The sequence below is a fragment of the Ruegeria sp. CDSB086 genome (genome assembly GCF_059611065.1).
In genome coordinates this window covers 427677-452715 of sequence record NZ_JBXWOV010000002.1, presented here as the reverse complement: position 1 = coordinate 452715, position 25039 = coordinate 427677, and the positions used below count along the sequence as shown (strand labels likewise).

The following is a 25039-nucleotide window of genomic DNA, read 5'->3' as shown; positions in this document are numbered from 1 at the left end:
TCGCTCATAGAGCCTGATCTTGCGGTGCGGTTTTTGAAATCTAATGTTTCGCGATGGGCTGGATGCGCGCATTGGTGGCAGGGCGTTCGGGTTGGAAACTCTGAAAGGGAAGAGAATGAAGTTTCTACGTACGCCAGATACCTGGTTTGACGGGCTCTCAGATTATCCGTTTGCACCGAATTACGCGCAGGTGGATGACACCGAAGGCGACCAGTTGCGGATGCATTATGTGGATGAAGGGCCAGCCGAGGCCGATCCGATACTGATGATGCATGGCGAGCCAAGCTGGTCCTACCTTTACCGTCACATGATTGCGGGATTCGTCGCGCAGGGACATCGCGCGGTTGCGCCAGACCTGATTGGGTTCGGGCGATCCGACAAGCCAACCGAACGAAGCGACTACACTTATGAGCGGCACGTGGCTTGGATGGGTGAGTGGCTGCGCAAGGTAAACCTGCGCAACATCACTCTGGTTTGCCAGGACTGGGGCGGGCTAATCGGGCTGCGGTTATGGGCAGAGATGCCGGAGAGGTTCGCGCGCATAGTGATTGCCAACACGGCGCTGCCAACTGGCGATCAGCCAATGGGCGCAGCGTTTGAGAACTGGCGCAGGTTCAGCCAGGAGGTTCCGGTATTTCCGGCCGGTGGAATTCTGAAAGGCGGAACTGTATCGTCCCTGTCCGAAGACGTTATCGCGGCCTATGATGCGCCTTTTCCAGATGAAAGTTACAAGGCCGGGGCGCGGCAGTTTCCTATGCTAGTGCCAGCGACGCCTGATGATCCGTCCTCGGGTCCGAACCGGCGGGCTTGGGAGGTGATCCGAGGGCTTCAGACACCTGTCCTCACTGCTTTCGGGGCCGATGATCTGGTCATGGCGGGGATTGATGCGGTGTTCCAGAAACTGTGCCCGGGGGCCGCAGGGCAGCCTCATGTTATCTTGCCGAATGCGGGGCATTTCTTGCAAGAAGACGTTGGTCCGGAACTGGTCAAGCTGACCTGCGATTTCATCGCGCGCACACCCCTATCCGACTAGGTTATTCTCGGATTTCGGCTGGGTCGACGCCCCAAAGGTTCGTTTTCTGTGCCCAGCCGCGATACCCGCCCGCAGAAATCTGACACCAATCCAACGAACAGCTGCCAAGGCGCGCCACGACGCCGGTTTCAAATTGGGCGCTGACCGGGGCCTTTGGGTCCGGACTGGTGTACACGGGCAGTAGTTCGGCATCGACTAACACCGTTCGAACACCGGACAACAGGGCGTAGTGCACCCATCCCCCGGCGCCGTCGCGGTCCTGAACCCTGCGCCAGTTTCCGTATTCTGCCGTTATCTGCAGTGGCATGCCGCGCCGTTTGAAAACCCAATCGATTCGGTGAGTCAGTGATGGGCCTCGGCGCACATTGCCCTCGGCGGCTTTCATCGAGACAAACCGTGGAAGGGGCAGGTTGGTGACTTGGCCACGCTTGTCCTGCGCGCTGGCGGGCAGGGTGCCAAGCACGGTTAGGAAAACAGCGAATGCCGCCGAAACAAGGCGTTTTACGGGTAGAAAACCACTCACTTACTGTCTGCTCTTGTGCCTGTTGATCTTGCTTCGAAAAAAGGTCGACTCAATGCCTATGGGGTTCTTGTGCCCCGCCTTATCCTGCGCCACGATGACATGGCGCGCGAAGGTTTGCAAAGCAGTGGGAGTGCAGAGGTGTCAAGAGAACGTCTGAGTGTTGTCGTTACGCGACGGTTGCCCGAGGCGGTTGAAACCCGGTTAAGCGAATTGTTCGATGTGCAGTTGCGCGACGATGACAGCCCGATGACCCGCGAAGAACTGGTGAAGGCCGTGAAAACCGCCGATGTTCTGGTGCCAACCGTGACCGATACGATCGACGGTGGCCTTTTGGGGCAAGCGGGTGAAAACCTGCGCTTGATCGCGAATTACGGGGCAGGGGTCGACAATATCGATGTCTCGACCGCGCGTCAGAGGGGCATTCTGGTGTCGAACACCCCGGGGGTTCTGACCGACGATACCGCTGATATGACCATGGCGCTGATTCTCGCTGTGACCCGCCGAATTCCCGAGGGTCTGTCTGTCATGCAAAAGGGCGATTGGACCGGGTGGGCGCCGAATGCCTTGTTGGGCGGACGTATCGGCGGGCGGCGTTTGGGCGTTCTTGGCATGGGGCGTATCGGCCAGGCCGTGGCCCGCCGTGCCAGCGCATTTGGAATGCAAGTACATTACCACAACCGTCGCAGGCTTCGCCCCGAGACCGAACAAGAGATGGAAGCGACCTACTGGGAAAGCCTTGATCAGATGGTGGCGCGAATGGATGTGATTTCGGTCCATTGCCCGTCGACACCGTCTACCTTCCATTTGATGAATGCACGGCGGCTGAAATTGATGAAGCCGACAGCCGTTATTGTGAATACCTCAAGGGGTGAGGTGATCGACGAAAACGCTCTGACGCGTCGGATACGCTCGGGCGAAATCGCCGGCGCGGGCCTGGATGTCTATGAGCATGGGACGGATGTGAACCCAAGATTGCGACAGTTACCAAACGTTGTTCTGCTGCCCCACATGGGGTCGGCCACGTTAGAGGGCCGGATCGAAATGGGCGAGAAAGTTATTATAAATATCAAGACTTTCGAAGACGGTCACCGCCCACCGGATCAGGTGGTCCCCGCAATGCTTTGATCAGGTGTTTCCCGTGTTTTGATGCGGGCGGTGCCAATTTGCACACGTATATTTTCAGGAGGATACGATGAAACGAAGTCTGATTTCGGGAGTGTTGCTGTCGGCGGTGGTGCTGGCAGGACCATTGACTGCTCAGGAAACGGCGGATGCCGTTGCGCCCGAAGGCGCGTCCGAGGGGCAGGTGCAAGGCCTGACCGAAGAGGTGATCGCTGCGCTTGAGGCCAAGATGGCAGGGCAGCCGGTCACATCTGAAAACTGGATGGTCGCTGCTGCGAATCCATTGGCGGTTGAAGCAGGCGCAAAGGTTTTGCGCGCTGGCGGGTCGGCGGCTGATGCAATGGTCGCCGTTCAGGTTGTGCTGGGGTTGGTCGAACCGCAATCGTCGGGCCTTGGTGGCGGTGCATTTTTGGTTTGGTATGACGCTGCATCGGGCAAGCTGACGACATTGGATGGGCGTGAAACGGCCCCGCTTGAGGCGAACCACAGGCTGTTCCATGACGAAAACGGCGAACCGCTGAAGTTCTTTGATGCGGTTGTCGGCGGATTGTCGGTGGGCACACCCGGGACACCGGCCTTGCTGGAAGAGGCACACCGGCGCTGGGGCCGCAGTCCCTGGCCAAGCCTGTTTACCGATGGCATCGCGTTGGCGGACGCCGGTTTTCTGGTATCTCCGCGCCTTGCTGGCCTGGTCGAAAAGGATGCCGAACGCCTGTCGCGCTTTCCTGCAACCGCAGAATATTTCCTGCCCGACGGTAAGCCGATTGAGCAGGGGCAACGCCTGACCAACCCGGCCTATGCCGAAACTCTGCATATTTTGGCCGAGGAAGGCTCGGCCGGTTTCTACGGTGGTGAGATTGCCGCTGGCATCGTCAGCACCGTACGCAACGCCGAAGGCAACCCGGGCGTTCTGTCGGGAATTGATCTGGCGCTATATCAGGTGATTGAGCGTGAACCAGTGTGCGCAACCTATCGCGCCTATGAGGTCTGCGGAATGGGCCCGCCATCGTCAGGCGCGCTGACCGTTGGTCAGATTCTGGGCATGCTGGACGGCTATGATCTGGCTGCGATGGGCCCCGAAGACACCAATGCATGGCGCCTGATCGGTGATGCCTCGCGTCTGGCTTTTGCCGACCGCGGTCGCTACATGGCCGATCATGATTTTGTTCCCATGCCAACGCAGGGCTTGGTTGATCCATCTTATCTGTCCGACCGTGGCGCTCTGCTAGGCGGAGAAGCCGCCCTGACAGAGGTCGCACCGGGTAACCCCGAGTTTGATCATGCGTCGAATTGGGCCAACGATGTCTCGATCGAGTTACCCTCAACCTCGCATATCTCGATCGTTGATCAGTACGGAAACGTCCTGTCGATGACGACGACGATTGAGAACGGGTTCGGTTCACGACTGATGACAAACGGGTTTCTGCTAAACAACGAATTGACGGACTTCTCGTTTAAAACGCACAGTGACGGTGTTCCAATTGCCAACCGGTTGGAGCCTGGCAAACGCCCACGTTCGTCGATGAGCCCGACAATTGTGATGCGGGACGGCGCGCCTGTTCTGGCCATCGGATCGCCGGGCGGTAGCCGTATCATCGGCTATGTTGCCAAGTCGATCATCGCCTGGGCGGATTGGGACATGGATGTGCAGCAAGCCCTTTCACTGCCGCATCTCGTCAATCGTTTTGGCACTTATGACGTCGAAGTGGGAACCGCCGCCGAAGGGTTTTCGGATCCGCTGATCGAGTTGGGTTTTGAAGTGAACCCGCGCGACCTGACATCGGGCCTGCATGCGATTGAGATCGGGGATGTGCTGGTCGGCGGTGCCGATCCACGTCGTGAAGGAATTGCGCTGGGCGAATAGCCCAGCGTTTCAAAGGGGAAGACCATGGTGCAGGCAGTCGCTTTGCCGCGAAATGAAGTGGGGATCGAGGCAGCTGTCGGCATCCTGAAACAAAAGTTTGGTGACCGGTTGCAAACCGGTCAGGCAATCCGCGAACAACATGGTCACACGACCACCTGGATCGAAAACCAATCCCCGGATGCTGTGGTTTTTCCGCATTCCACGGAAGAGGTCTCCGAGATCGTCAAAACTTGCGCCACGCACAAGGTACCGGTGATTGCATTTGGTACGGGTACATCGTTGGAGGGTCACGTGAACGCCCCTGCTGGTGGTATCTCGGTTGACCTGACCCAGATGAATAAGGTGCTGGCTGTGAACCCGGGTGATCTGGATTGCGTCGTACAGCCGGGTGTGACGCGCGAAGACCTGAATACCCATTTGCGGGATCAGGGCCTGTTCTTTCCGATCGACCCCGGCGCGAATGCCTCGTTGGGTGGAATGGCGGCGACGCGGGCGTCCGGGACCAACGCGGTTCGCTATGGCACGATGAAGGACAATGTCCTTAGTCTTGAGGTGGTCATGCCGGATGGGCAGATCATCCGAACCGGGCACCGGGCCAAGAAATCCTCGGCGGGTTACGACCTGACCCGACTGCTGATCGGGGCCGAAGGGACGCTGGGAATCATCACCGAACTTACCCTGCGCCTGCAGGGCATCCCCGAGGCGATCACCTCGGCCCGTTGTTCATTTCCGTCTGTGGATGCGGCCTGTCAGGCTGTCATGATGACGATCCAATATGGTGTTCCGGTGGCGCGGATTGAGCTGCTGGATGAAATGTCGGTCCAGGCCGCTAATGCCTATTCCGGGCTGAGCCTGCCGGAAACGCCATTGCTCTTGCTCGAGTTCCACGGATCGGAAAACGGTGCGGTCGAACAGTCCGAAACCTTCAACCAGATCGCGGAAGAGTTCGGTGGCACCGATTTTGCGGCGACCTCAACGACTGAGGAACGCAATAAACTCTGGCAAGCCCGGCATGATATGTACTGGGCTTCCTTGCAACTGCGTCCGGGCGCGCGGGGAATTTCCACGGATGTCTGCGTCCCGATCTCGCGTTTGGCAAAGTGCGTCACAGCGACTCAGGACAAAGCGCGTGAGCTAGGACTTATGGCCCCCGTGGTTGGGCATGTCGGGGATGGCAACTTTCATTCCTTGCTGCTGATCGACATGGAAAACGCGGACGAAGTCAGCAAAGCTGACCAATTCGTCGGTTGGCTGAATGATCTGGCTATTTCGATGGAAGGCACGTGCACGGGCGAACATGGGATCGGACAGGGCAAACAGCCCTACCTGGTCAAAGAGCTCGGACCAGCGGTCACGTATATGACTGCCATCAAAAAGGCACTGGACCCCGATAACATCATGAACCCCGGAAAGATCCTGTCGAACACGTAGAAACGGCGCATCCTTGGGAATTCCGCCTCAGAGCCACAAGGGTGCCCAATTCTGCTGCTATCAATTGCGAAAATGAGGAGCAATTGATTTTGAGGTCATAATGGGCGCGCTAAGGTTCATTGGGTTTGCGTTGATAGTTGGTCTGGTCCTTGCGGGGCTAGATTACTTCCAGCAGGACAAAAAGACAGACGGTACGCTTTCGTTGAGCGGTTATGTTGAAACCATCTCAGCTCGGTTCGATCAAAGCCAAAAAGAGCGGGAAGTGAAACAAGCGGCGCGAGAACGTCAAAAGCTATGGGATGCCGGTGCAAAAGCTTTTCTTCCGAGCCCCCCAGAAGGGTGGGCGCAATATGCCCTGATCGAGCCCGACGCCAAGGCAGTCTCCAGAGTTCTTTCAGAATTTGGGCCAGTACCCCTTATTAGTTCGATCAGCGGGCCCGCCGAATTGCTTCAGCTCAACGCTGCCGGTAAAGACGGTGCGCTTCGAAAGCTGAATGAGACAGGCACTGTTTACGCAAAAGAAGATGAACTGATCTGGCTTGATATCACCCTCAAACCCCAAGCGGCACGAAACACTTTGGCCGGATTGGCGCTGAGTGCGCAGGACGCGTTTCTGGATGGGATGAAGGCCGAACGAGGGTATGCGGTGATTGACGGCGTCGCTTTCATCGAAACAACCGGAAATCTGCTGGATGATACCAAAAAGACCAACCATCGCGCGTTCACAGGGCGTATCGGTTTTGATCAAGAGGTGGTTATCCGCCTTCACGCAGATGCCAGCGATGCGACGGTCCGAGAGTTTCTTGGCCTCGTCGATTATGCAGGCCTGAACGCATTGCTGCCGCATCCGGCCCTGGTTGTCGGCAACGGAATCGAAGTTCCCCTGATCCGGCAGCCCGAAATAGCGGGTGAAATGCACGATCTCTATGAAACGATGCAAATCGCGCAGCTAAGGTTGGGTCAGGAAAAGCTGGAAAATCTGGATGCGGCCGCTTTGGTAGCGAACACGCTAAGCAGTTCGGGCTTTAATTCCGAGGGCGTCATGGACATCACCAACGGCGAAGTCTTCGAAAATCAGGAACTGTCGCAGCTATCTTACATTCGCACGCAGAACCTGCTGCTTGCCTCCGCGTTGAGCGAGGTGGAAACCGAAGTGGCCAGCACAGGTGGTATCGGCGGGTTCATTAAGGGATTGATGGGCAAAGTGGCCCACGCCAACGCGAACGCGGATGAGCCCGAACCTCAGGTTGCCCCATCGGCTGAGGTCAAGGTCAGGAAGGGCGGTTTGGGTAAGTCATCCTGTGCCACGTTGGGCAGCAGCAAACGGTGCTCTGTCGGGGGCAACTGAAACCCTTCGCACGAAAAATCGACGCTCTGCGCCGTGCACGGGTCGTTTTCTTTATATCACTGGTCGGATGAATGTCGCGCCGGGGCATTCAAATGCGCCATATGGTGTCAACTGAATTCAAGGGGAGACGCCCGGTAATGAAAACCCAAGTCAAAGCACTGGTTGTTGGCGGCGGTGCCGTCGGCACTTCGATTGCATATCACCTGGCCAAGGCAGGCTGGGACGATGTGATGCTAGTCGAACGGGATGAGCTGACCTCAGGGTCCACATGGCACGCAGCGGGGCTGTTGCCGCTGTTCAACATGTCCTATGCGACGACACACATCCACAAGTACTCGGTCGACTTCTACAAGCAGCTTGAGGAAGAAACCGGTTTGAACGCGGGCTTTGCCGTAGTTGGCAATCTGCGCATGGCACAGACGCAAGAGCGCATGGATGAATACATGCTCTATGCGTCCACGGCTGAGACTTGTGATGTCGCATATGAATGGCTGACCCCTGATCAAATCAAGGAACGCTGGCCACTGATCGAGACTTCAGATCTGAAGGGCGCGATCTATCACACCGAAGATGGCTACATTAACCCCGCCGACGTAACGCAGGCGATGGCCAAGGGTGCCCGTCAGCGCGGTGTGGAAATTGTCCGTAAGATGCAGGCCGATGCCTTCCACTGGAATGGCACTCATTGGGAAGTCACCTGCACCAAAATGGTCGAGAAGGGCGGTAACCTCATTCCGTCGGATGAGCAGGTGGTTATCACCGCCGAGCATGTCGTGACCGCATCGGGCAACCACGCGCAGCGCACGGCCAAGATGCTGGGCATCAAGATGCCCGCGATCCCGGTCGAGCATACCTTTATCGTCATGGACAAAGACCCTGAGCTGGTCAAATGGCGTGAAGCGGGCAACCCCGAACACCCTGTTGTCCGTGATGCTGACAACGAATCTTATGCACGCGAGGAGCGCGGCGGTTGGATTTTGGGGATCTATGAACATGGTGCGCCGGCGCAGTTCGAACACGGCGTGCCGGACAGCTTCCGTGCTGATCTGTTCCCGCTCGATCTCGACCGGATTGCAGACCAGTATATGGCAATGGCCGAGCGCGTGCCGTCCTGTGCCGAATCCGGCTTGAAAGACGATTTCAACGGCCCGATCTGCTACACGCCCGACGGCAACCCGCTGGTTGGTCCCGCGCCTGGCTTGCGCAACATGTGGCTGGCCGAGGGGTTCTCGTTCGGTATCACCGCCGCAGGCGGCACCGGCTATTATCTGGCGCAGATGATGGTCGACGGCGAAGCCGAGATCGACATGGCTTCGCTGGACCCCAAACGTTACTCGTCGAACTGGATGACCACCGAGTTTGCAGCACGTAAGAATGAAGAGTGCTATGAGCACGTCTATATCCTGCACCACCCCGATGAAGAACGTGCTGCCTGCCGCCCGCTGCGGACTGTTCCGGCCTACGACCGTCAGAAAGCGCGTGGCGCACAGTTTGGCTGGGTTAACGGCTGGGAGCGCCCGAACTACTTTGGTCCGCTGGATGCACCCGAAAACTTCGACCATGATGCCCGCTCGTTCCGCCGCGGTGGCTGGTGGCAGCATGCCGTTGACGAAGCAAAGGCGATCCGCGAAGGCGTTGGCCTGATCGACGCATCGGCCTTCACAAAGCATGTCGTCAAAGGCCCCGGTGCGACCCAGTTCCTGGATTGGTTCACCTGCAACAAGCTGCCCAAGGTCGGTCGTATCAACCTGACCTACGCGCTGACCTCGCACGGTACCACCCGCACCGAATACACCATCGTCCGTAACGGCGAGAACAACTACTACATCGTCTCTGCCGGTGCCTGGACTGAGTACGACGCCGATTACCTGCGCAAGGCGGCCGAGGACAAGATGGAGGAGTTCGGTTACATCGAGATCCAAGATGTGACCACTCAGTGGGGCGTTTTTGCCATCGCCGGACCCAAATCGCGGGACGTTCTGAAAGAGGTCATCAAAGACGCCGATCCGGAAACCGCACTGTCCAACAAGCGCTTCCCATGGCTGTCGGCCCGCCAGATCGAACTGGGCATGTGCCCGGTCAACGCGATCCGTGTGGCCTATACCGGTGAGCTGGGCTGGGAATTGCACCACCCGATCGAGATGCAGAACTACCTGTTCGACCTACTGGAAAAAGCTGGTGAGAAACACGGTATGAAGCTGGTCGGTGCCCGCGCCCAGAACTGGTTGCGTCAGGAGAAATCCTATCGCGCCTTCGGCACCGAGCTGGGCCGCGACGCGACCCCGCTAGAAGCCGACCTGCCGCGCTTTGTCGACCTGTCCAAAGACTTCTATGGCAAGGCCAAGCTGGAAGAGACTGGCGTACGCGTGAAATGCTGCACCCTGCTAATCGACGGGCCGGAGGATGCCGATCCGTGGGGCCGTGAAGTGCTGTATACGCCGGAAGGTGAACGCGTCGGTCGTCTGACCTCGGGCGGTTATTCGGTCGCCTTCGAGAAATCCATCGGCATGGGCTATGTGAAACCCGATCTGGCGGTCGAAGGCACCAAGCTGAAGGTCAAGCTTCAGGACAAATTGTGGGATGCGGTCGTAACATGCGACAGCCCCTACGATCCGAAAAACGAAACTATCCGCAAGGACGGATGATCAAGCAAAGGCCCCGGAGATCTCCGGGGCCTTTCTTCATACTGATAGCTCGTCAAAGCATTCCAACGCCTTGGCCGCATACATCATCGACGGTCCTCCGCCCATTTGAATGGCCATGGCCAGAACGTCTGACACTTCTTCGCGGCTTGCTCCGGTATTGATCAGAGCTTCGGTGTGTAGCGTTATGCAAGGTTCGCAACGGGCAGCGATGGACATACCCAAAGCGATCAGCTCTTTGGTTTTGTAGTCCAGCGAACCGCCTTCTTTAACGGTTTTTCCCAGCGCACCGAAGGCACGGGCGGTATCAGGGATTGCAGCGTTGAGGTTGCGCAGATTGTTGCGCGTATCCGACAGCTTGTCTTGCCAATTCATTTGTGGGCTTCCTTTAAACATATCACCTTGTGAATATGTTTATGGAAGCTGCCTGACTTTGATCTTGATCAGACTGCAGGTCTTTCAGCGACAAATGCCAGGTTGTTTGCCGGCATTTCAACAGCACCGATTAAACTCAGTTGAACACGACGCAGCAGGTCCAGAATGTCGGCGTCATCTTTGTATCCGATGTCCGGGTCTTGTTGGCTCAACGCAGCATGAAAGTTCTGGTCTCCGGCACTGGTTAACCGACCGCCGCGCATGAATGGCCCGTAGAGGATTAGCCGACCGCCCGGGTTCAGCGCCAGCGCGGCCTCGGTCACCAAGGCTTCCACCTCCGACCAGCTGATCAGATGCAGCAAGTTGATCAAGAGGATCAGGTCATTTGCCCCGTGAACAGAATGCCAACCGGGTTGGACCGCATCGAGTTCTATCGCCGGGGCTATGTTTTCTACGCCTTCGGCATACGCGTCGATTGAAGCGCGTCGTTCAGTGTCAATCTCGCTGGGTTGCCAATTCAGGCCGGGCAGTCGATTTGCAAAAGCCACGACGTGCTGCCCTGTACCACTGGCCAGTTCCAGCGCGCGACCGGACACAGGGGCGAACTGAGCCAGCAAATCACACAGCGCGTCGGCATTCCTGCTGGCCGCCGGAGCAACCAATTTTTGCCCATCGGATACCGTCGCCACGCTGGCATTTGCGGGAAGTTTGCGTTTCGTCATCCACGTAACCTTTCTGGCCTTAGGGCGGAAACGCTCGCCGCCTCCAATTCTGAACGAGCACCAGTCGTCAAATCTGCCACCAGCTGTGAGGCCGCCGGTGCCGTTTGAAAGCCATAACCACCTTGCGCTGCCGACCAGATAAACGTGGGTTCGGCAGGGTCGGGTCCTAAGACCAGCGTACCATCCGGCGCAAAGCTGCGAAGTCCGGCCCAGTTCGCCTCGACCCTTGTGACCGACTCGGTCACCATCGCTTCGTACCGCGCCAGACCCTCGGCCAACACCATGTCGTCCGCATAGGCATCATGGGGAAAGGTCGGATCAGCCTCGCAAGGGGAAACGATCAGCTTTCCGGCATCCGGTTTCGCATACCAGCCTTCGCTAGCGCCCAACATCAAAGGCCAACCCGTCACGTCATGTCCGGCAGGGGCGGGGATACGAGCCACTGAGCGCCGACGCGGTTCTATGCCGATCGGCGCGACGCTTGCCAACGTCGCAATCTCATCCACCCATGCGCCTGCAGCATTTACAAGGGATCTGGCCTCGAAAGCGTCTGCCGCCTCGACAACCCAATGCCCCGCTTTGGTGATACTTTTTACCTTTTGGCGTGTCAGCACCAGACCACCGTTGGCCCTAATCACACGAGCGAAATCCTGCATCATCCGGTCGGTATCAATGTCGAAAGCAAAATCGCTGCTCGCGGCAAATCCAACAGTCTGAGGGTTCAGTATCGGAACCCGCGATATGGCATCCTCGACCGAGATTTCTGTAAGACGAAGGTCAGCCTGATCCTGAAGAAACGCGTCTCGTTGATCATGGCCGGCGATCAGCATCAACCCGCGCGGCGACAGATAGCCATTCGATCTCAGATAAGCTTCGCTCGCTGCGTTCAGGGTCTTCACGGAAGGCGGTCCATACCCTTTTTCGAACAACGCCGCCGACCGGCCAGAGGTGTGATATCCCAGCGCGTCTTCGCCTTCGAGCACGACGACATGACCATGTTCGGACAAACGCGCGCCCGCGCTTAATCCGGCGATGCCGCCACCGATGACCAGGAAATCGATCATGTTAGAAACTCCGCCCTAGGATCACCCCAAAACGGGTGGATTTGAGATCTGCTTTTATTCATGCGCAAAGCTTCGCATGCGTAACACTATTGGAAAAGAGGCGTAATTTCCGCAATGTAAACTTGAACCAAAGAGACCGGCCTGTTTTTAGTGCAGCTATCATCGGAATCGGAGAAAGACGTGACACCGGCAGAATTACATCCAATGGCCACGGGGCATATCCCCTCATACGTCACGCAGGCAGATGGCAGCGACTTTTTGCTGACCTTCATGTTTGTTTTTACCGTTTTGGTGATCGTTCTGATCGGAGTTGGCTACTTTACGCTGCACTCCATCCCGGAAAAAATCGCGCATGAATCCAACCACCCTCAGTTTCAGCTTGTGGGGATATTGGCGCTGTTGGCTCTGTTTACCCACAATGGTCTGTTCTGGGTGGCGGCCATTCTTGTAGCCGGATTCCAGTTCCCGGATGTCGCCGCCCCCTTGCGCGCCATTGCCGACGCAATCCGATCCTTGGGCAATCAAGGCAACGATGTTCCTGCCCCAGCGACCCCATCGCAACCGACCGCGCAGCAGGAGCAGTAAGAGATGCTTGAAACACTGATGTGCGCGCTGGTCACCGTGTTGCCGGATTACTTATTTCGCCGTTACGTACAGGGCAAACGTATAGGCCATGAAATCACACTGTTCACCATGTGGTATGAACTGCGTTGGGGCCTGACCACCTGCGCCATTCTTGCGCTGACCGTGATCACCACGCTGTTTTACTTCCACCCTGCCAGTAAAACGGCGGCGTCCTATTTCCGAACGGTGACAATTCTGCCTCAACTCGGCGGTCGCGTGTCCGAAATTTACGTCACCAACAATCAGCAGGTCACCGCCGGCCAGCCGATTTTCCGGATCGAGGATTTCACCCAAACCGCACAGGTCGAGGCCGCGCACGCGCAGATCGCGCAGGTTCAGGCCTCGCTGAAAGTGGCGGAAACCGATCTGGCCGAGGCCGACGCAGGCATCGCAGGCGCGCGCGCTGCATTGGATCAATCGCTTGAGGATTTGGAGCGTAACACCACCCTGCGGGACGAAGGCTCCAGCGCCGTGCGATTGGCCGAAATCGACCGGTTGGAAAACCTTGTTGCCGAGCGTGAAGCGCAGCTGACCGCATCGCGATCCCGCCGTGCCGCCGTGGTGCAGCAGATCGAAGAACTGATCCCGGCCCAACTGGCCAGCGCCAACGCCCAGTTGGACGCCGCGCTGACCGAGCTGGACAAAACAGTCGTAAGCGCAGGTGTGACCGGTCGCGTTGAACAATTCGGCCTTCAGGTGGGCGACTATGTCAGCCCCTTGCTGCGGCCTGCGGGCATTCTGGTTCCGTCAAGCTCGGGCCATAACCGGTTTCAGGCTGCATTCAACCAGATGGCCGCTCAGGTCATCAAGCCGGGCATGATCGGAGAGTTGGGCTGCATGACCAAGCCCTTCACCGTGATCCCGATGGTTGTGGTTGAGGTGCAGGATGTCATCCCGTCAGGTCAGATACGTCCCACAGATGAGCTGCGCGATGTTCAGACCAACAAGGTGCCCGGCTCGATTTTGGTCTATATGGAGCCGCTGTACAAAAACATGGCCGATGACATACCGCCCGGCAGCAACTGTCTGGCCAATGTCTACACCGATAACCATGAACGGCTTGAGCATGAGGATTTGGGATTCTGGCACGCCGCCGCCTTGCATGTGATCGACACGATCGGTGTTGTCCACGCGGCGGGCTTGCGCCTGCGTCTGATCCTGATGCCGGTGAATACGCTGGTGCTGACCGGGCATTGATCCATTCAAGCGTTTTGATTTCAGATCCGGCCTGTGTGAGGTTTAAACCGCTGGGCGGCCGGGTTTGTTATCTAAGGCGAGGGACACGTAAGCAAACGCGAGAACGCAGACAGCGAACGCCGCAACAAAACAGAAAACGAGAGTGAACGAGCCGGTTATGGCAAAAACCGAACTGCCCAGGGCCATCCCGACCGTACCGCCCAGCAGCTGAAATGTCATCGAGATGCCACTTGCCTGTCCGTGCAGAGCTTGTGGTACCATTGACATGATGGCCCGCCTTGGGGGGACAAACAGAAACGGCACGCAACAACCCCAAAGGAAGTAGCCAGCATAGATCAGCGCGGCGACGTCCAAATGCATTCCCAGTGCGACAATAAGTATGGCAATCGTACCCAGCGCTGTACCTGTCAGAGAAGGGCCGCGAGAGCCAAATTTATCAGCAATTTTCCCCGCCATCGGGGCAATGAAAATCTGCGGAAAAGCAATCGGCAACAGGGCGACACCAGCAGTCAGCGGTGAAAACCCGAGCTTTGATTGAAAGTAGGATGCGCCGAACACGAACAGAGTAATCTTGCCGAATTGTGCGGTGAACAGGATCATGTTTGAAGCAGCAAACCCGGGGCCGGCAAAAAGGGAGATGGCAATCAGAGGCGATGTTGCCCTCTGTTCGACGCGGACAAATAACACCAAAAAAATAAGACCCGCTGACAGGGCCATAAGAACTTCGGGCTGTGCCCAGCCTCTGTCCGGGCCCTCCATGACACCAAACACAACAGCCGCCAACCCCGTCACCAGTAGAATTAGGCCTTTCAGGTCGAACTCGCGCTCCGGTTGGTGTGGCGGGTCCCGCCAGAAAGCCCTTGCGACCAGAGCGACCACAAGCACGATTGGGGGGTTGACCCAGAAGATCCAGCGCCAAGACAGATATTCGGTCAGAACGCCTCCAACCAGCGGACCCATTGACAGGAATACTGTCCCGATCCCGCCGTATAGACCCAGTGCCAGCCCGCGTTCCTTTTCGTCAAAAGACTGGATCAGAACCACTAGCGACAGCGGGAAAATCAGTGCTGCACCGATGCCCTGTGCGGCGCGCGCTGTTAGCAGTTCAAGTCCGCTTTCGGCAAACCCTCCCAGCGCGGAGGACAAACCGAAAATCAATAAACCTGCACTGAGCAAAACCCGAATGCCCAGAACATCGCCCAATCGCCCTGCTGCGCCCGCAAAACAAGCCAACACCAGCAGATAGATATTCACCACCCAATGCGCTTCCAGCAGAGACAGGCCAAGCTCATCGCGAATGGTTGGAAGCGCGACGCTGACGACCGTTTCGTCCAGCAGAATAACACCCAAGATGGCGCCCATTGCGCCGAGTATCCACCAGCGGCTGTGGTCTTGCGCTTTGATCTCCATGGGATTTTTACGTTTCGTGTTGAGACAGGTAAAACATTAACCCCATCAGGTCCGTCGTGTCTGCAATCGTCAAGACAGTAATTAGTTAAGGTTAGGCGAGGTGCTCCCATAGAAACGAAAAAGGGCCAGCCTAATGGCCAGCCCCTCAACGTGTTCGTGCAAAGGTTTACTGCGGAATTTCGCCTTCCAAACCTTCAACGTAGAAGTTCATACCAGCCAGCGTGCCGTCATCGGCGGTTTCGCCTTCAGCCAGCCAGTCGCTGCCGTCTTGCTTTTTGATCGGGCCTGTGAAGGGATGGTATTCACCCGCTGCCATGGCGGCTTTCATCGCCAGTGCTTCCTCTTTGATATCGGCCGGAACGGCGTCTGAAATCTCACCGATCTCAACCATGCCTTCCTTGATACCGTCCCAGGTGTTCACGGTTTCCCATGACCCATCCATGACAGCTTGGGTACGTGCGATGTAGTAAGGCGCCCAGTTGTCGATGATCGAAGAGACGCGCGGCTTGGGAGCATATTCGCTCATGTCCGAGGCCTGACCGAAAGTGATCACGTTGCCTGCCTCTTGTGCGGCGGCCTGCGGCGCGGTCGAGTCGGTGTGCTGCAGGATCACGTCCGCACCTTGTTCGATCAGAACGGTTGCGGCATCAGCCTCTTTCGCCGGGTCGAACCAAGTGTAGGCCCAGATGATCTTGAACTCGACATCCGGGTTTACCTTTTTGGCATGGATGTAGGCCGAGTTGATGCCGCGGATCACTTCGGGGATTGGGTAGGAGCCAATGTATCCGATGATGTTCGACTCGGTCATTTTACCCGCGATGTGGCCCTGAACGGCACGACCTTCGTAGAAACGGGCCGAATAGACGGACACGTTCGGGGCGGTCTTATAGCCGGTCGCGTGCTCGAACTTCACGTTCGGGAATTTCTTGGCCACGTTGATGGTCGGGTCCATGTACCCGAACGAGGTGGTAAAGATCAGGTCAGCGCCTTCAAGCGCCATCTGCGTCATCACACGTTCCGCGTCCGGGCCTTCGGGAACGGACTCAACAAACACGGTCTCGACTTTGTCGCCGAATTCTTTCTCAACCGCCAGACGGCCCTTGTCATGTTCATAGGTCCAGCCGCCGTCGCCCACCGGACCGACATAGACAAAGCCTACTTTTGTTTTGTCCTGTGCGACCGCGCCGGTCGCAAGACCCAGCACCATGGCGGCACTGGCAAGAAGTGAAGTGAATTTCATGTGGTTACTCCCCAAGTTGGTTCAATTGGCCCCGTCTAGTGCGAGGCGTGGAAGGTCCGGCCCAGTGAGGCAGGTGCGCTGCTCTTGTCGGCCGAAAGGATCACAAGCACAAGGATCGTGATGATGTAGGGCGACATTGCCAGATACTCGACTGGGATGGCAACGCCTGCGGCCTGCAGATTAAGCTGCAACACCGTGATTCCGCCAAACAAATAAGCACCCAGCAAAGCACGCCATGGTTTCCAGCTGGCAAAGACCACCAGCGCAAGCGCGATCCATCCAACACCGGCGGTCATGCCCTCGGTCCACTGCGGGACGCGGATCAGGCTGATATAGGCTCCACCGAGGCCCGCACAGGCGCCACCAAACAGGATCGCCAGGATGCGGATCTTGATGACCTTGTAGCCCAGGGCGTGTGCGGCGTCGTGGTTTTCACCCACTGCGCGCAGGATCAGACCGACGCGTGTGTATTTCAGCGTGGCCCAGACGGCCGCAACCAAGGCGATGCCCAGATACAGGATCGGATCATGCTGGAACAGGATGGGGCCAATCACAGGAATATCGCTGAGCAACGGGATATGGATATCTCCCATGCTGGGCGGTTTGACACCTACATAGCTTTGACCCATCAGCGCGCTGAAGCCTAGGCCGAACAGGGTAAGTGCAAGACCACTGGCCACCTGGTTCGCCAGCGCAAACTGCGTCAGCAGGACGAACAGCAGGGACAGAACCGCGCCACCAATGGCTGCTGCAATGAACCCCAGCCAGGGTGATCCTGTTTCGACAGATATCGCAAATCCGCTGATTGCGCCGACGATCATCATGCCCTCTACGCCAAGGTTCAGAACACCTGCTTTTTCGACGACAAGCTCTCCGATCGCCGCCAGCAGCAGGGGGGTTGCGGCCACCATAAGTGAGGCGACCAAAAGTACGGGATTGATTTCACCTAGGTCCATGGGTCACGCCACCTCATTACGGGCCGCACGGATGCGGTAGTTGGTCAAAAGATCGAAAGCCAGCAGGAAGAACAGGAGCATGCCCTGAAAGACCTGAATGGCAGCAGCAGGCAGGCCCAACTGGGATTGCGCGATTTCGCCGCCAATATAGGTCAACGCCATCAAGCCACCTGCCAGCAGGATACCCACCGGATGCAAACGGCCCAGAAAGGCCACGATGATCGCTGTAAAGCCGTAGCCCACATTAAAGTCGATGCTGACCTGACCTGATGGGCCTGCGACCTCGAACATCCCCGCCAACCCGGCCAGGGCACCGGACATGCCCAGACAGAACAGGATCAGACGTGCCGGGTTTACACCCGCGAACTTCGCCGCCCGAGGCGCTTCACCCGTCAGGCGAATGTGGAAGCCCAGCATGTGACGGTTCAGCAGGACATAGGCAAAGATCACTGCGATCAGCGCGGTCACCACACCCCAGTGCATTCCCGATCCGGCGATCAACTCAGCGTTATGCGCGCTTTCATAGGATTGCAGGTTGCGCGATCCGGGAAAGCCGAACCCTTCGGGGTTCTTCAACAGACCAAGGGAAACCGAAGCCAGCATCTGCTCGGCCACGTAGACCAGCATCAGTGATACGAGAATTTCGTTGGTGCCAAAACGCACCTTCAGGAAGGCCGGTATCGCCGCCCAAAGCCAACCGCCAAATGCGCCGGCGATCACCATGATCGGGAAAACGTAGAACGCATCCAGCGGGTAAAAGGCCAGACCTGCACCTGCGCCAAAGATAGCGCCCATGATGTATTGCCCCTCGGCCCCGATATTCCAGATACCGGCTCGGAAACCCAAGGACAGGCCAATGGCGATCAGAACCAGCGGCGCGCCTTTGACCAGCAATTGTGGACGATAGTAGAAAGCGAACTCGCCAAACAGCGGCTCCCAGAAAATGGTGCCAATGGCTTGGATCGGGTTCTTGCCCAGAATGGCGAACAGGATGCCGCCGAAAACCATGGTTGCCAGCACGGCCACCAAAGGGGTCGCGTAAGACCACGCTTTGGACGGCTGCGGCCGTTTCTCCAACACAATCATCTGCTCATTCCCCCAGTTTCTTCATCTTTTTGTAAATTTTCCCGCCGAAGGCGGTCCGACGGATTAAACATGGGCCACCTCCATGCCATGCGCGCCGCCCATCATCAGGCCGATTTCGTCGACCGTCAGACCCGTGGTCGTACGCGGAGCGCTGAGCCGCCCTTCATTGAGCGCTGCAAAGCTGTCCGATATCTCCATCAGCTCATCCAGATCTTGCGATATGCAGATGACTGCGGTGCCTTTGGCGGCCAAATCCAGAATGGCCTGACGGATCGAGGCCGCGGCGGCCGCATCAACGCCCCATGTCGGTTGGTTCACAACCAGAACGTCCGGGTTTTGCAGGACTTCGCGCCCAATGACGAATTTCTGTAGGTTGCCCCCTGACAGAGATCGTGCTGCGTTTTCTGGCCCCGGTGTGCGGACGTCAAAGGCACTGATGATCTTTTCGGCAAAACTCTTGGTTTCTGCCCATTTGAGGAAGCCGTTGTTCTCAAGTCCTTCCCGGACCGATCCAGTCAGCAAAGCGTTTTCGGTCAGGCTCATGTCAGGGGCGGCCGCATGTCCCAACCGCTCTTCCGGAGCGGTCAGAACGCCCAGCTTGCGGCGCGCGGTAGGCCCCAGTTTTCCGATCGGCTGGCCGTTGAACTTAATCGCGTCGGGTGCTGTGGTGATCTCGCCCGACAGAACGCCCAACAATTCGTCCTGGCCGTTGCCCGCGACACCGCCAACGCCCAAAACTTCGCCCTTACGGACGGTCATGTGGACATTCTTCAATGCGGTACCGAACTCGGATGGTGATGGAACTGACAAACCGCTGACATCCAGGGCGACCTCACCGAACTCACGCCCCGAACGCTCGGGTGTTTGCAGGGTCGAACCCACCATCATCTCGGCCATATCCCGCGCTGAGGTCTCAGCTGGAACGCATTCGCCGACATTCTTACCCAAACGCAGGATTGTGGCGTGGTCGCACAGTGTGCGGATTTCTTCCAGCTTGTGCGAGATATACAGGATCGAAGTACCTTCGGACCGCAATTTGTTCAGCGTTTCAAACAGAATGTCGACTTCCTGAGGTGTCAGAACCGATGTCGGCTCATCCATGATCAGCAGCTTCGGATCCTGTAACAGGCAGCGGATGATTTCGACCCGCTGACGCTCACCCGCGGACAGATCGCCGACGGTGCGATAGGGATCCAGTGGCAGACCGTAAGTTTCCGAAACTTCGCGAATACGCGCCGCCAGATCGCCCATGGCTGGTGGGTTTTCCATCCCCAAGGCGATGTTTTCGGCCACGTTCAATGCGTCGAACAACGAGAAGTGCTGGAACACCATCGCGATCCCGTCCGCCCGTGCGGCGCGGGGTTCGGGTGGTGCGAAGGCTTGTCCGCGCAGCAGCATGGTGCCGCTGTCGGGCTTCACCAGCCCATAGATCATCTTTACGAGAGTGGATTTTCCGGCACCATTTTCGCCCAGTAAGGCGTGAACTTCGCCCTCACCGATGTCAAAGGACACCTGATCATTGGCCACGACGCCGGGATAGGCTTTAGTCAGCCCTTGTAAGCTTAGAAGTGGAGTGGTCACGCGCTCAGGTCCTTCTTTATTTCGTTTTGCCGGGCAGGGCGCAGGATCTGCGCCGCGACACCAACTGCGATCATCTGCGGGTGTTTACCCAAGGCTGGATCTCCGATTGGGCAGGTGATCCGGCCAATCCGCTCGGGCGCATGTCCCAAAGCGGCCAGCCGGGATCGGAACCGCGCCCATTTCGTAGCCGAGCCAATCAGGCCCGCAAAGCGGAAATCATGCAAAAGCAACCTGTTGCACAGCTCCAGGTCCAGATTGTGTGAATAAGTAAGCACAAGGTGCTCGGCATCACGCGGCGCATGGCGAACCAGCTCGGCCGGTTTGCTTGCCGGAACGACGGTTACGCCTGCGGGCACCGCTTCGGGAAAACGCTCAGGCCCGGTATCGACCCAGGTGATTGACAGATCAGGCAATGGGGATAGAACGTCAACCAGAGCCCGGCCAACGTGACCGGCACCCCATATCCACAGATTGCGCGCCGGTTCGTGAACGGGTTCGACCATCCAGCCGTCAATCAGCTGCGGTTCGGGCGCAACACCTTGACCGCGGGCCTGCGACAACAGTCGCTTGACCGAAAGCGGCATCTCACCGCCCGAAGCCGAGCGCGCAATGACTGCATCATCCAGCCTGTCGACGGCCGCAAGATCGTAGATTTCACTCAGCAGAGTTACTGCACCGCCACAACACTGGCCCATATCCGGGCCGAGGGCATGGTGCGTTTGGCGCATGGGCGCTGCTTGGGATCGAGCTGCTTCAGCCGCCTGATACTCCAACGTGCCACCGCCGATGGTGCCCGACTGCCCGTTCTCCCAAACAAGCATTGCAGCGCCAACTTCACGGGGGGATGACCCCTTGATCCCGGCGATAACCACCCGGGTCACCTTGCCGTGGGTTTTGACCGCCTCCCTCAAAGCCTCTCGATCAAATCCCATCAGGTCTCTCCCTTTACCCGCTGGACACCCTTCCAGACTTCTTCAGCCGTGGCGGGTGCATCCAGTGCCGGATAGCTGTCCCCGCAGGCCGCCACCGCATTCGACAGGGCAAGCCACGCGGAAATACCCAGCATGAACGGCGGCTCTCCGACCGCTTTTGAGCGATAGATCGTGTCCTCGCGGTTTTCACCGCTCCAGAGCGCGACATTGAAAACATCAGGCCGGTCCGAGCAAGCGGGGATCTTGTAGGTCGACGGCGCATGCGTGCGCAGATTGCCCTTGCCGTCCCAGACAAGTTCTTCCGTGGTCAGCCATCCCGCACCCTGTACGTATGCGCCTTCGACCTGCCCAATATCCAGCGCCGGGTTCAGCGACGCGCCTGCATCATGCAGGATATCCGTCCGCAAAATGCGGTTCTCGCCTGTCAGTGTATCGATCGCGACTTCGGTAATCGACGCGCCGTAGGCGAAATAAAAGAACGGACGCCCCCGGCCTTTGATCCGGTCCCACTCGATCTTGGGTGTCTTATAAAACCCGGTCGCAGACAGGCTGACCCGGCCCTGATAAACCAGCGCAGCTGCTTCTGAGAATGTGTAGCGCTCTACGCCGACCGAGACGTGGCCATCAGAGAACGTCACCGTTGAGGGATCGGCCTGATGTCGATGCGCCAGATAGTCAGCCATCCGGTCGCGGATCGTGTCGCAGGCCGCTTTGACCGCCATACCGTTCAGGTCACTGCCCGAGGACGCGGCCGTAGCCGAGGTATTCGGCACCTTGGCGGTGTCGGTCGCGGTGATTTTCACCATCTCCAACGGAATACCAAAGCGGGACGCGGCCACTTGCGCGACCTTTTGGAAAAGACCTTGCCCCATCTCGGTGCCGCCGTGGTTCAGGTGAACCGAGCCGTCCTGATACACATGCACCAACGCGCCCGCCTGGTTCAGATGGGTCAACGTAAACGAAATGCCGAACTTAACCGGAGAAAAGCCGATGCCTTTCTTGATCACGCTGTTCTCGGCGTTCCACTTCTGGATGGCTGCCTTGCGCGCGTTGTAGTCGCTGGATTGCAGCAACTTGGCAGTCATGCCGTGCAGTTCGAAGTCACTGACCTCCATCCCGTACGGCGTGGTATTGCCACCTGCGGGCAAGGGACGCACCGGGGCGTTGCCCATCTCAACCGCGCCTCGGCTGGTCAGGTCCTCGTGCGGGTCAGGATGGCCCAGCGGCTTTTCAGCGATCACGGGATCCGCAACAACATGCGCCGGCTCATAGTAGTTCCGGCGACGCAATTCGACCGGGTCCATTCCCAGCTCATACGCAGCGTGATCCATCACGCGTTCGATCCCGACCATACCCTGTGGTCCGCCGAAGCCGCGATAGGCGGTGGCGGATTGAGTGTTAGTTTTCAGCCGGTGGCTTTCGATCCGGGCATTCGGCAGCAGATAGGCATTGTCCGAATGCAACATCGCGCGGTCCGCGACGGGCAGGGACAGGTCTTGGGCCCAACCGCAAATCGCATGATGCAGGAAGGAAACGCCTTGGATGTGACCGTTCTCATCAAACCCGGCCTTATACGCAATCCGGAATGCGTGGCGCTTGCCGGTGATGATCATGTCATCATCGCGATCATAGCGCATCTTGCAGGTTTTGCCTGTCGCACGCGCTGCGATAGCGCAGGAAACAGCCAAAGCGTTGCCCTGACTTTCCTTGCCGCCAAAGCCGCCGCCCATACGGCGCGTTTCAACGCGAACCGCGTGCATCGGAACACCCAGAGCGTCCGCTACTTTGTGCTGAATCTCGGTCGGGTGTTGGGTCGAAGAATGCACCAACATATCCGCGCCCTCATTGGGCACGGCCAGTGCAGCCTGACCTTCCAGATAGAAATGCTCCTGACCGCCAAGTTCAAACCCACCTTCGATCACATGCGCCGAACCCGCAATGGCCGCATCCGCATCGCCCTTGGCGTAGATGCGCGGACCGTCCTCGAACCGACTGTCTGCGGCAAGCGCCTCTTCAACCGTCAGGATTGGGGTCTCTTCGGCATAATCGATCTGGCCCAAACGCGCCGCTTTCCGCGCGGCAAGGTGGCTGGTCGCAATGACGAGGAAAACGGGCTGCCCGATATAGTGCACCGTGCCATCAGACAGCAGAGGTTCATCATGGATCGACGGTGAGACGTCATTGGCAAACGGCAGATCGTCGGCTGTCATTACCATGACGACACCTTCGGCTGCCTTCACCGCCGACAGGTCCATCGTGGTGATCTTACCCTTGGCAATCGGGCTAATTCCAAAGGCCAGATGCAACGATCCTTTGGGCGTCGGAATGTCATCCACATAGCGTGCGGTTCCCGCGACATGCAGTGGCGCCGCGTCATGGGGGAGGGGTTTGGTCACGCTCATGCGGATACCTCCAATACATTTGTCACTTCGCCCTGATCCTCTAGGAAGTACCGTTCGAGCATCGCTTTGGCGGTCTGCAGCCGATAGTTGGCCGAGGCGCGCATGTCCGTCATTGGCGTGAAATCACTGTCGAAGGCCGGAATGGCGGACCGAATGGTCTCAAGTGTCCACGGCTTTCCAACCAGCTTGGCTTCGACACTTGAAGCCCGTTTTGGAATGCCGGCCATACCGCCAAAGGCAATACGCGCATCAGTAACCGTTCCGTCCGATACGATGATGTTAAAGCACCCACACACGGCTGAGATATCCTGATCGAACCGTTTGCTGAGTTTGTAGGCCTTCAAACGATCCACCTGACGCGGAAAACTTACGGATTCGACAAACTCGCCAGGTGTCCGGTCTTGTTTGCCGTAGTCGATAAAGAAGTCCTCCAATGCGACCGAGCGACGTTCGTCGCCCTTGCGCAGATGTAGCGTTGCGCCCAGAGCGATCAGTGCAGGAGGATTGTCTCCGATGGGCGAGCCGTTTGCGATATTTCCGCCCACGGTGGCCGCGTGCCGCACCTGAACGCTGGCGTAGCGCCGGATCATTTCGGCGTAAGACGGGTGCAGGTCCGCCAGTGCTTCGCCCATCCGGTTCATATCGACCATCGCGCCGAACAGAACCTCGTCATCCGTGATGGTGATCTCTTTCAGATCATCACAGCGGTTCAGAAAAATCACTGGGTCGAGGTCACGCAGTTGCTTGGTCACCCAAAGCCCAACGTCCGTTGCGCCGGCGACCAGAGTGGCGTCCGGGTGTTCCGCATAGATTTTGGCCAATTCATCCGAAGACTCCGGCAACATCTGCGATGTGACCCGCGTGGCGACTGGCTTGTCTTTCACCCAAACTGGCACGGGAACTTCTTCGGCAACCTTGGCGGCGCGAATGATCGGCGCGTAGCCGGTGCAGCGGCACAGGTTGCCAGCAAGCTGGGTGTCGTGATCCGTCGCGCCATTTGCATGACTTGCCACCATCGACATAACGAAACCGGGCGTGCAGAAGCCACATTGCGAGCCGTGCAGATCCACCATCGCCTGCTGGGCTGGGTGCGCCTCGCCATTGGGGCCACTGGCGCCTTCGACCGTGCGAACCGCCTTACCATGCAGTTGAGGCAGAAACAGGATGCAGGAATTCAGCGCCTTGTGGCCACCTTCATCCGTCACCATGACAGTGCATGCCCCGCAATCGCCTTCGTTGCAGCCTTCTTTGGTGCCGGTCAGGCCGCGATCCTCACGCAGCCAATCCAGCAGGGTCGCTGTCGGATTGACATCCGCCAGTTCCACTGTCTCTCCGTTCAGAAGAAACGTGATATTCATTCGAGAAACCCGTCGCCTTACCCGGTTGCGCCCTTGCGTGCCCCCCTTCGATGCGACGTAGAAAGAGTAGCGGGCGGATAGCTTGCCATCTGATGTTAGAAACAGCGCAGGTTGTCTGGCAAGAAAAAC

General features: G+C 57.9%; 20 protein-coding genes. 8 read left to right on the top strand and 12 right to left on the bottom strand.

Annotated elements, in window-relative coordinates:
• Nucleotides 1–115: 115 nt before the first annotated feature.
• The gene (locus AC2FIO_RS05860) at nt 116–1033 is read left to right on the top strand and encodes a haloalkane dehalogenase (RefSeq protein WP_496696249.1); all 918 of its coding nucleotides are present in this window, start codon (nt 116–118) and stop codon (nt 1031–1033) included.
• 1 nt (nt 1034) lies between these two features.
• Here AC2FIO_RS05860 and AC2FIO_RS05855 read toward each other — a convergent pair whose 3' ends face one another.
• A complete protein-coding gene (locus tag AC2FIO_RS05855) occupies nt 1035–1496 on the bottom strand; it encodes an SH3 domain-containing protein (protein WP_234416571.1) in 462 nt (153 codons plus the stop codon).
• A 198-nt stretch (nt 1497–1694) separates the two neighbouring features.
• On the opposite strand from AC2FIO_RS05855, the gene AC2FIO_RS05850 reads away from it, so the two are divergent.
• The 5 genes from AC2FIO_RS05850 (at nt 1695) to AC2FIO_RS05830 (ending at nt 9966) form a co-directional block, all read left to right on the top strand.
• Nucleotides 1695–2681 (top strand): 2-hydroxyacid dehydrogenase, encoded by a 987-nt coding sequence (locus AC2FIO_RS05850; protein WP_282169011.1) that lies wholly within the window; start codon nt 1695–1697, stop codon nt 2679–2681.
• Nucleotides 2682–2748: 67 nt separating this feature from the next.
• Entirely contained in the window at nt 2749–4542 is a 1794-nt protein-coding gene (gene ggt, locus AC2FIO_RS05845) for a gamma-glutamyltransferase (protein ID WP_496696247.1), read from the top strand.
• Nucleotides 4543–4566: 24 nt separating this feature from the next.
• Nucleotides 4567–5973 carry an FAD-binding oxidoreductase gene (locus AC2FIO_RS05840; protein WP_496696246.1) on the top strand — a complete coding sequence of 469 codons (1407 nt, stop codon included), beginning with the start codon at nt 4567–4569 and terminating at the stop codon, nt 5971–5973.
• A 100-nt stretch (nt 5974–6073) separates the two neighbouring features.
• On the top strand, nt 6074–7321 hold the full coding sequence (locus tag AC2FIO_RS05835; protein WP_496696244.1) for a hypothetical protein: 1248 nt from the start codon (nt 6074–6076) through the stop codon (nt 7319–7321).
• A gap of 137 nt (nt 7322–7458) precedes the next feature.
• The gene (locus AC2FIO_RS05830) at nt 7459–9966 is read left to right on the top strand and encodes a GcvT family protein (protein WP_496696242.1); all 2508 of its coding nucleotides are present in this window, start codon (nt 7459–7461) and stop codon (nt 9964–9966) included.
• A gap of 36 nt (nt 9967–10002) precedes the next feature.
• On the opposite strand, the gene AC2FIO_RS05825 is transcribed toward AC2FIO_RS05830, so the two are convergent.
• From AC2FIO_RS05825 to AC2FIO_RS05815, 3 genes are all read right to left on the bottom strand, one after another.
• A complete protein-coding gene (locus AC2FIO_RS05825) occupies nt 10003–10338 on the bottom strand; it encodes a carboxymuconolactone decarboxylase family protein (protein WP_282169006.1) in 336 nt (111 codons plus the stop codon).
• Between the two features lie 68 nt (nt 10339–10406).
• Complete coding sequence (locus AC2FIO_RS05820; RefSeq protein ID WP_496696240.1) at nt 10407–11060, bottom strand: DUF938 domain-containing protein; 654 nt, start codon at nt 11058–11060, stop codon at nt 10407–10409.
• On the bottom strand, nt 11057–12124 hold the full coding sequence (locus AC2FIO_RS05815) for an NAD(P)/FAD-dependent oxidoreductase (protein WP_282151822.1): 1068 nt from the start codon (nt 12122–12124) through the stop codon (nt 11057–11059). Before AC2FIO_RS05815 ends, AC2FIO_RS05820 begins: the two co-directional genes overlap by 4 nt.
• Before the next feature lie 180 nt (nt 12125–12304).
• On the opposite strand from AC2FIO_RS05815, the gene AC2FIO_RS05810 reads away from it, so the two are divergent.
• Together AC2FIO_RS05810 and AC2FIO_RS05805 are read left to right on the top strand one after the other, a co-directional pair.
• Nucleotides 12305–12709, top strand: a complete 405-nt coding sequence (locus tag AC2FIO_RS05810; RefSeq protein WP_370246295.1) for a hypothetical protein — start codon at nt 12305–12307, stop codon at nt 12707–12709.
• 3 nt (nt 12710–12712) lie between these two features.
• Complete coding sequence (locus AC2FIO_RS05805; protein WP_282169004.1) at nt 12713–13945, top strand: HlyD family secretion protein; 1233 nt, start codon at nt 12713–12715, stop codon at nt 13943–13945.
• Nucleotides 13946–13987: 42 nt separating this feature from the next.
• On the opposite strand, the gene AC2FIO_RS05800 is transcribed toward AC2FIO_RS05805, so the two are convergent.
• The 8 genes from AC2FIO_RS05800 to xdhA form a co-directional block, all read right to left on the bottom strand.
• Nucleotides 13988–15355 (bottom strand): MFS transporter, encoded by a 1368-nt coding sequence (locus AC2FIO_RS05800; protein ID WP_496696237.1) that lies wholly within the window; start codon nt 15353–15355, stop codon nt 13988–13990.
• A gap of 166 nt (nt 15356–15521) precedes the next feature.
• Nucleotides 15522–16595 (bottom strand): BMP family ABC transporter substrate-binding protein, encoded by a 1074-nt coding sequence (locus AC2FIO_RS05795; protein ID WP_282151819.1) that lies wholly within the window; start codon nt 16593–16595, stop codon nt 15522–15524.
• A gap of 35 nt (nt 16596–16630) precedes the next feature.
• Nucleotides 16631–17551: an ABC transporter permease gene (locus AC2FIO_RS05790; protein WP_108859238.1), complete on the bottom strand. Its 921-nt coding sequence runs from the start codon at nt 17549–17551 to the stop codon at nt 16631–16633.
• 3 nt (nt 17552–17554) lie between these two features.
• On the bottom strand, nt 17555–18637 hold the full coding sequence (locus tag AC2FIO_RS05785) for an ABC transporter permease (protein WP_058276029.1): 1083 nt from the start codon (nt 18635–18637) through the stop codon (nt 17555–17557).
• 63 nt (nt 18638–18700) lie between these two features.
• Nucleotides 18701–20218, bottom strand: a complete 1518-nt coding sequence (locus tag AC2FIO_RS05780) for an ABC transporter ATP-binding protein (RefSeq protein WP_058275481.1) — start codon at nt 20216–20218, stop codon at nt 18701–18703.
• Nucleotides 20215–21150 (bottom strand): xanthine dehydrogenase accessory protein XdhC, encoded by a 936-nt coding sequence (xdhC, locus tag AC2FIO_RS05775; RefSeq protein WP_496696233.1) that lies wholly within the window; start codon nt 21148–21150, stop codon nt 20215–20217. Before xdhC ends, AC2FIO_RS05780 begins: the two co-directional genes overlap by 4 nt.
• Entirely contained in the window at nt 21150–23552 is a 2403-nt protein-coding gene (gene xdhB, locus AC2FIO_RS05770) for a xanthine dehydrogenase molybdopterin binding subunit (protein ID WP_496696231.1), read from the bottom strand. The genes xdhC and xdhB overlap by 1 nt, the downstream gene beginning before the upstream one ends.
• Complete coding sequence (gene xdhA / locus AC2FIO_RS05765) at nt 23549–24910, bottom strand: xanthine dehydrogenase small subunit (protein WP_496696229.1); 1362 nt, start codon at nt 24908–24910, stop codon at nt 23549–23551. Before xdhA ends, xdhB begins: the two co-directional genes overlap by 4 nt.
• Between the last annotated feature and the right edge of the window lie 129 nt (nt 24911–25039).

Coding starts and splice junctions, on each gene's coding strand:
- AC2FIO_RS05860 (WP_496696249.1), top strand. CDS start 116: ATGAAGTTTCTACGTACGCCAGATACCTGGTTTGACGGGCTCTCAGAT.
- ggt (WP_496696247.1), top strand. CDS start 2,749: ATGAAACGAAGTCTGATTTCGGGAGTGTTGCTGTCGGCGGTGGTGCTG.
- AC2FIO_RS05840 (WP_496696246.1), top strand. CDS start 4,567: ATGGTGCAGGCAGTCGCTTTGCCGCGAAATGAAGTGGGGATCGAGGCA.
- AC2FIO_RS05835 (WP_496696244.1), top strand. CDS start 6,074: ATGGGCGCGCTAAGGTTCATTGGGTTTGCGTTGATAGTTGGTCTGGTC.
- AC2FIO_RS05830 (WP_496696242.1), top strand. CDS start 7,459: ATGAAAACCCAAGTCAAAGCACTGGTTGTTGGCGGCGGTGCCGTCGGC.
- AC2FIO_RS05825 (WP_282169006.1), bottom strand. CDS start 10,338: ATGAATTGGCAAGACAAGCTGTCGGATACGCGCAACAATCTGCGCAAC.
- AC2FIO_RS05820 (WP_496696240.1), bottom strand. CDS start 11,060: ATGACGAAACGCAAACTTCCCGCAAATGCCAGCGTGGCGACGGTATCC.
- AC2FIO_RS05815 (WP_282151822.1), bottom strand. CDS start 12,124: ATGATCGATTTCCTGGTCATCGGTGGCGGCATCGCCGGATTAAGCGCG.
- AC2FIO_RS05805 (WP_282169004.1), top strand. CDS start 12,713: ATGCTTGAAACACTGATGTGCGCGCTGGTCACCGTGTTGCCGGATTAC.
- AC2FIO_RS05800 (WP_496696237.1), bottom strand. CDS start 15,355: ATGGAGATCAAAGCGCAAGACCACAGCCGCTGGTGGATACTCGGCGCA.
- AC2FIO_RS05795 (WP_282151819.1), bottom strand. CDS start 16,595: ATGAAATTCACTTCACTTCTTGCCAGTGCCGCCATGGTGCTGGGTCTT.
- AC2FIO_RS05790 (WP_108859238.1), bottom strand. CDS start 17,551: ATGGACCTAGGTGAAATCAATCCCGTACTTTTGGTCGCCTCACTTATG.
- AC2FIO_RS05785 (WP_058276029.1), bottom strand. CDS start 18,637: ATGATTGTGTTGGAGAAACGGCCGCAGCCGTCCAAAGCGTGGTCTTAC.
- xdhC (WP_496696233.1), bottom strand. CDS start 21,150: ATGGGATTTGATCGAGAGGCTTTGAGGGAGGCGGTCAAAACCCACGGC.
- xdhB (WP_496696231.1), bottom strand. CDS start 23,552: ATGAGCGTGACCAAACCCCTCCCCCATGACGCGGCGCCACTGCATGTC.
- xdhA (WP_496696229.1), bottom strand. CDS start 24,910: ATGAATATCACGTTTCTTCTGAACGGAGAGACAGTGGAACTGGCGGAT.